General features: G+C 46.2%; 6 protein-coding genes and 2 tRNA genes (1 of these 8 cut by a window edge). All 8 read left to right on the top strand.

Annotation, left to right across the window (positions count from 1 at the left end):
- Window positions 1-26 (top strand) — tRNA-Pro (locus tag ACH33_RS17370); it begins 51 nt to the left of the window's first position.
- A gap of 34 nt (window positions 27-60) precedes the next feature.
- A tRNA-Gly gene (locus tag ACH33_RS17365) sits at window positions 61-134 on the top strand.
- A 364-nt stretch (window positions 135-498) separates the two neighbouring features.
- The gene (gene rocF, locus ACH33_RS17360) at window positions 499-1398 is read left to right on the top strand and encodes an arginase (protein WP_057900451.1); all 900 of its coding nucleotides are present in this window, start codon (window positions 499-501) and stop codon (window positions 1396-1398) included.
- Between the two features lie 212 nt (window positions 1399-1610).
- Window positions 1611-2174, top strand: a complete 564-nt coding sequence (sigW, locus tag ACH33_RS17355) for an RNA polymerase sigma factor SigW (RefSeq protein ID WP_057900450.1) — start codon at window positions 1611-1613, stop codon at window positions 2172-2174.
- 23 nt (window positions 2175-2197) lie between these two features.
- Window positions 2198-2815: a zf-HC2 domain-containing protein gene (locus ACH33_RS17350; protein WP_057900111.1), complete on the top strand. Its 618-nt coding sequence runs from the start codon at window positions 2198-2200 to the stop codon at window positions 2813-2815.
- A 123-nt stretch (window positions 2816-2938) separates the two neighbouring features.
- Window positions 2939-3757, top strand: coding sequence for a diadenylate cyclase CdaA (gene cdaA / locus ACH33_RS17345; RefSeq protein WP_057900110.1), 819 nt, complete (start codon window positions 2939-2941; stop codon window positions 3755-3757).
- Entirely contained in the window at window positions 3747-5066 is a 1320-nt protein-coding gene (locus tag ACH33_RS17340; protein WP_082706126.1) for a CdaR family protein, read from the top strand. Before cdaA ends, ACH33_RS17340 begins: the two co-directional genes overlap by 11 nt.
- A gap of 17 nt (window positions 5067-5083) precedes the next feature.
- Window positions 5084-6433, top strand: a complete 1350-nt coding sequence (glmM, locus tag ACH33_RS17335; RefSeq protein WP_057900108.1) for a phosphoglucosamine mutase — start codon at window positions 5084-5086, stop codon at window positions 6431-6433.
- Window positions 6434-6819: the final 386 nt, after the last annotated feature.

Here is a 6819-nt window from a genome sequence, read left to right as displayed (position 1 = left end):
AGGTTCAAATCCTGTCTTCCCGACCACGTTTCTCTATGAAAAGCGATTGAATTGTTTTTTGCGGGTGTAGTTCAATGGTAGAACATCAGCCTTCCAAGCTGAATACGTGGGTTCGATTCCCATCACCCGCTCCATACATTGAAAGCATAAGACTCTAGAGAAGGGTCTTTTTTTATTTATGATCGTTATTTGTATGTCAAAACGCGCTGTTTTCTTAAACATTTTCCAAGAAAACAGCGCGTTTTCTGTAATGGTATTACTTTATTATTGTACTTGTCTGAGCATAAAAGTCAGAAAAATGGAACTCTAATTATATTATAAAACTAAGTGGGTTAATCATTGGTGGAATTCAAACATAGAAAATAGGAATCATCTATATTTTCCGTCTTTAATATGTATAACCATTCAAAATCTTGTCGAGTTGAGTCATCTTTCTTTTACAGTGTACAATAAGTGCAGACACATGGAAAGGAAGGGCTTACATCTATGAATCCTACGATGAATTCTAATATTTCGATTATTGGCGTTCCTATGGATTTGGGGGCCGATCGCCGCGGTGTAGATATGGGACCGAGTGCCATTCGCTATGCCGGGGTGGTGGAACGCCTTGAAAAAATCGGCTACACGGTGCATGATGAAGGGGATATTGTAGTGCGCCGTCCAAAGCAAAATACAACTGCGGGTACAAACCTGAAATATCTTGATGAAATTGCGCGTGTTAACCGGGAATTGTGCGATGCGGTTTCAGGTGAAATGAAAAAAGGCCATTTTCCGCTTGTTATCGGCGGTGACCACAGCATTGCTATCGGTACGATTGCTGGTGTATTGCAGCACCGTCCGAAAACCGGTGTAATTTGGTATGATGCGCACGGTGATATGAATACAGCGGAAACTTCGCCTTCCGGTAATATTCATGGCATGTCGCTTGCGGTTAGCCTAGGTTACGGACATGAATCTTTGACATCTATCGGCGGAGCGGACGCGAATCTTGATCCGGAAAAAACAGTACTTATTGGTGCGCGCGCGCTTGATCCAGGCGAGAAAGAATTTATCCAGAAGCTTGGTGTTAAAGTATTTACCATGCATGAAATCGACAGGATGGGTATGGCTCGTGTAATGGAAGAAGCGCTAAAAATTGTGACAAACGGCACGGACGGCGTTCACTTGAGCCTAGATTTGGACGGACTGGATCCGCACGATTGCCCAGGTGTCGGAACCCCAGTTATCGGGGGCATCAGCTACCGTGAAAGCCATTTGGCAATGGAAATTCTGGCGGAAGCGAATGTGCTGACTAGCGCCGAATTCGTAGAAGTAAATCCTATTCTTGACCAAATGAACCAAACGGCGCGGGTAGCTGTAGCACTAATGGGTTCCGTATTTGGAGAAAAATTATTATAATATAAGCATAGAGATGTGTAACAAAAAGCGAGAATGCGGCTATCCGCGTTCTCGTCTTTTTTATCGGATAAGAAAGTGACACAAAGCGACCTGGCTTTTTTGAGGAAAAAGAGTGGACGGCAATGCACGTGAGATTTTCTTATTTTTTGAAACCTGTGGCGCAGGAAGACGTATATAGATTACGGGAAACTGATTTTAGGATGTGGAGAAAATTGGACATTACTGAGCAACGGATTATCCAGCGTGCCAAAAATGGAGATCGGGATGCTTTCGCGGAACTGGTCGATTTATATAAAGATAAAATATACCACGTATCCTATCGTATGCTTGGGAATCGACAGGAGGCGGAAGACGTCGCCCAAGAAACGTTTTTGCGTGTATATGCCAATCTTGATAGCTACGATCCTAAATACAAATTTTCAACCTGGATATACCGTATCGCTTCAAACTTAAGCATTGACGTCATCAGAAAACGTAAAAAAAATCTCTCCATTGATGCAGAAATTACAGGAGCAGACGGAGTGGATTGGCACGATCGGCTTGCCGATACCAGCAAAGGGCCGGAAGAAGAGGTGCTGACCGACGAACTACAGGAGGAAGTGCAGGGAGCTATTATGGGCCTTAGTCCTAAATACCGTGTGGTAATGTTGCTACGCTATATAGAAAATTTAAGTCTGCAAGAAATTAGCGAAGTGGTTCAACTCCCTGTCTCCACCATCAAAACAAGAATCCATCGGGGCAGGGAAGCGCTGCGTAAAAAACTTCGGTTCATGTAACAAAAAGGAAGGAGAGATTGTTTATGCATTGTAACGAAATCGTACGTCTCATGCATTGCTACCTCGATGAGGAGACGACGAAAGAAGAAGAAATGCAGCTTCGCGTTCATCTTTCCGAATGCCAGAACTGTAAGAGACACTTTCATGAACTGGAACGTACCATTGCCTTTGTGCAGGGGTTGTCTCATATGAAAGCTCCGGAAGGGTTTACCGAGCGAGTGATGGCTGCGCTACCTAAAGAGAAACGCAAAACCAGCTGGTTTGAGCACATTAAGCGGCATCCGTTGCTTGTGGCTGCGTCGCTGTTTATCATGCTGATGGCGGGAAGCATGATGTCGCTCTGGACGGAAGGGCAGGAGCGGTTTGAATTTTCGGCCCCACAATTCCAAAACATTAAGGTTGATGAAGAAAAGCATATGGTCATTGTTCCGGCTGGCAAAGTGGTAGAAGGGGATATTGTTGTCCGTAATGGCAACATAAAGGTTGACGGAGATGTAAAAGGCAATGTAGTCGCCATAGACGGAGAAGTGTATATGGCATCAACCTCCCATATTACCGGCGAGGTACAGGAAATCCATCAAGCGGTTGAATGGGTTTGGTACAATATAAAAAAGGTTTTCAATTTGTTGATGAAAAGTTAAAATAGAGACGGAAGAAGGGCACGGCAAAACCGTGTCTTTTTTGCATGGGTAAAAGAAACAATATATACTAGGAAAAGAAGAGTGCCGGGAAAGTAGTACCTCCCGCTTGAAGGAGGAAAGTGAATGGCCGATTTTACCGAAAATTTTCTTGGCTACATTATTAATGCCGTTGATATCTTAATCGTCACGTACATTATTTATAAATTGATTTTGCTGCTGCGCGGTACACGTGCTCTCCAACTATTTAAGGGAATTATGGTAATCGTCATTGCTATGGTCGCCAGTTCTTTTTTGCAACTTCGTACGTTGCAATGGCTAATGGATAAGGCTTTATCCTATGGCGTATTTGCGATTCTGGTCATTTTTCAGCCCGAGCTTAGGCGCGCACTTGAGCAAATTGGGCGGGGGCGGCTGTTTGCTCGAAGTTCAGCACCAGATGAGAAGATTGTGCTTGATGTCGTGGAGGCCGTGGTCAAAGCTGTATTTTATATGGCAAAGCGCAGGATTGGAGCTTTGATTGTTATCGAACGCGAAACAGGCTTGTCCGATTATGTCGAAACAGGTATTGGACTTACGGCCAGATGCAGTTCTGAGCTTTTAATTAACATTTTTATTCCGAATACGCCGCTACATGACGGCGCGGTAATTATGCGGAAGGATATGGTCATGGCAGCAGGATGCTATTTACCGCTGTCCGAGAACCCCACCATTTCGAAAGAATTAGGGACGCGACACAGAGCGGCTATCGGGTTGAGCGAAGTGTCGGACGCAATTGCGATCGTTGTCTCCGAAGAAACAGGCCAAGTCTCAATTGCGATAAATGGTGAAATTACACGCAATTATACGGAAGAAATGCTAGCCAAACTCCTTCGGGAAAAACTGATGCCGCAGTCGCGAGCTGCTTCGCCGCTTTGGCAACGGAAGGTGAAAAATGATGGATAGATGGCTAAGTAACAACACTGTTGTGAAAGTCATATCTTTTCTGGTGGCGATTATGCTTTGGGCTGTGGTCAATAACGAACCTGCTTCGTATAGCACAGGTGTGGGACAGGCACAAGCGTCTACACAACTGAATAAAGAGTTAAAGATTCGATATGACGAAAAAAAATTTCTTGTGGACGCTCCGTCTACCGTACATGTGGAGATAAGAGGAAGCAAAGACTTACTGGCCATGTCTTCCTTGCTTTCGCCTGACAATTTCGAAGTCTTTATTGATTTGCGGGGATACGAAAGTGGCCGTTACGAAGTGCCCGTTCAGTATGAGGGGTTGCCTCACGGATTGGATATTACCATCCAGCCGAGTCAAGTATCTGTAAACATTGAAGAGATTAAGAAAATCCAGAAGAATGTTCAGGTGCACCTGATGGGCAAAGCCAGAGGATACACAAAGGCGGGCGAGCCGGTCATCAAGCCGCAAACAGTAACCGTGGCTGTGCCGGAAAGCAGGGTGAAAGATGTAGCGTTTGTCCAGGCGGTTGTCAGTGTTGAAGAAGCGGAAGGCCCGATAGATACCAAAGTGCCCTTGCGTGTACTGGATAGAAAAGGGCAACCGCTTGATGTAGCCAGAGTGTCTCCTTCGTCCGCGGAAGTGTACGTGCCGCTCGTTGCGTTGCCTTCCAAAATGGTACCTTTGCGGGTTCAGACCAAAGGAGTTCCGGCGAACGGCTACAAAATTGATTCTGTGACGGTTACTCCGCCGCAAATTACTATCTATGGTTCACAAAGCGTGCTTGACACTATGTCTTCTTACACGCTTCCTGAAGTAGACGTGAGCGGATGGACCGCAACAAAGAAAATACAGGTAAACGTTCCGTTGCTTGATAAAATTGAAAAGACAGATATTAAAACAGCAGAAGTGACTGTAAATATCTCGAAGGCGGAAGAGGAGGTCATAGGGTCGAAGGAGCCCGATTCTCCGGTTGGACAGCCGGAGCAACCTATCAATGTCCATGAATCCGTAGAACTCCCGATTCGTGTCCAAGGTCTTGCTTCCGATAAGACATTCGAATTTGTAAAGCCTTCATCCGGCCGCATTCGATTGGAACTACAGGGAACAAAAGAGTCGATGGAGAAATTTGACAGAAGCAAATTGACCGCTTCCGTTGACATTAGCGATAATACACCGGGGGAGCACACGATGACGGTGCGCATTGCTAATCTTCCGCCTGATGTCAAAGTAACGAACCCCGGAAGCTTGCAAGTAACGATTTTAATAAAGGAACAGGCTGGAGATCAGCATGTTAACTCATGAGAGGAGAGGTAAAAAGCATGGGTAAATACTTTGGAACTGACGGAGTGAGAGGAGTAGCCAACACGGAACTAACGCCAGAATTAGCGTATAAGCTAGGGCGCTGCGGTGGGTATGTAGTAATTCGTGACAGCAAAAATGTGAAACCAAAAGTGGTTGTCGGACGTGATACGCGCATTTCTGGTCCGATGCTAGAGCGCGCCCTTATCGCCGGTCTGCAATCGATCGGCGCAGAAGTTATTCGGCTTGGTGTTATTTCCACACCAGGTGTGGCATATCTGACCAGAGCGTTGGAAGCGGACGCAGGCATTATGATTTCTGCTTCCCACAATCCGGTAGAGGATAACGGTATTAAGTTTTTTGGCGGTGACGGCTTTAAACTGCTGGACGAAAAAGAAGCGGAGATTGAAAAGCTGCTGGATGCGGAAAAAGATGAGCTACCACGTCCGATTGGCGGAGATATTGGTACGGTGCTGAATTATAAAGAAGGTGCCCAAAAATATCTGCAATACTTGAAAACGACGGTGCAGAACCGTTTTGGCGGGCTGAAAATTGTCGTGGATTGCGCGAATGGAGCTGCCTCCGCCCTAGCTGCGCAGTTGTTTGCGGATATGGAAGCAGATGTAGTCACGCTCGCATGCAATCCTGACGGGCTTAACATTAATGACAACTGCGGCTCGACGCATCCGGAAGCGCTGCAAAAAGCGGTGGTTGAGCACGGTGCGGCACTCGGCCTTGCGTTTGATGGGGATGCGGATCGCTTGATTGCCGTAGATGAAAAGGGCAGTATTGTAGACGGTGACTTTATTATGGCAATCTGCGGTATTGCGTGGAAGCGCCGTGGCAAGCTCAAGAATAATACGGTTGTCTCCACCGTTATGAGCAATATTGGTTTCTACAAAGCGCTGGAGGCGGCTGGCATCCAAACGCGTCAGACAGCGGTAGGTGACCGCTACGTCATGGAGGAGATGCTGAAAGGCGGTTACAATATTGGCGGAGAGCAATCCGGTCATATTATCTTTCTAGATTACAATACGACCGGAGATGGACTTTTGACCGCACTACAGCTGCTTGACGTGGTAGTGGAAGCGCAAAAACCGTTGTCTGAACTTGCGGCAGAAACAATGACACAATATCCGCAAATTCTTGTAAATGTCCGCGTAGCCGATAAGACGAAGCTAAACGGCAACGCTGTCATCAAAGCTGTGATTGAGGAGGTGGAAGCGGAGCTTGGCTCTAACGGCCGCGTGCTTGTCCGTCCATCCGGTACAGAACCGATCATACGCGTCATGGCGGAAGGGCCGGATGAAGATGAACTGAAAGAGTACGTTCAGAAAATCGCCGATGTAATTGAGAAAGAACTAGTATAAACTTTTGGAAAAAGGATGCGGTGGTCACCCGCCGCATCTTTTCCTTTTACTTAAATACAAGAATGGTCAGGGGGAAAAATCCCTATTGTGAAAAAATATTTTTTTGTGGTAATGTATCAATAGTATTGTGAGGGGAGGAGTGGAAAGAGCAGGAAACCTTAAAGACGGATTATGAATATAATAATGTCGTAAAAGCGCCAGGACCATTCCGTGAACGGGTGAAAAGGAATGGTTGACGAGGTGGAGGTTTATCGAGTTTTCGGCGGATGCCTCCCGGCAGCGGGCCGCTGCCGTAGGGCTGTCCGACAAAACGTCTGGGAAACCTGACGCACAATAGGACAGCACGGTCTCTTACCCGTCTTCATTTACGTTTTGGTTCAAATTAT

The organism is Aneurinibacillus sp. XH2 (genome assembly GCF_001439585.2).
Classification (GTDB): Bacteria; Bacillota; Bacilli; order Aneurinibacillales; family Aneurinibacillaceae; genus Aneurinibacillus; species Aneurinibacillus thermoaerophilus.
The sequence above is the reverse complement of the archived record's forward strand: the minus strand, read 5'-3'. Positions and strand labels throughout refer to the sequence as shown.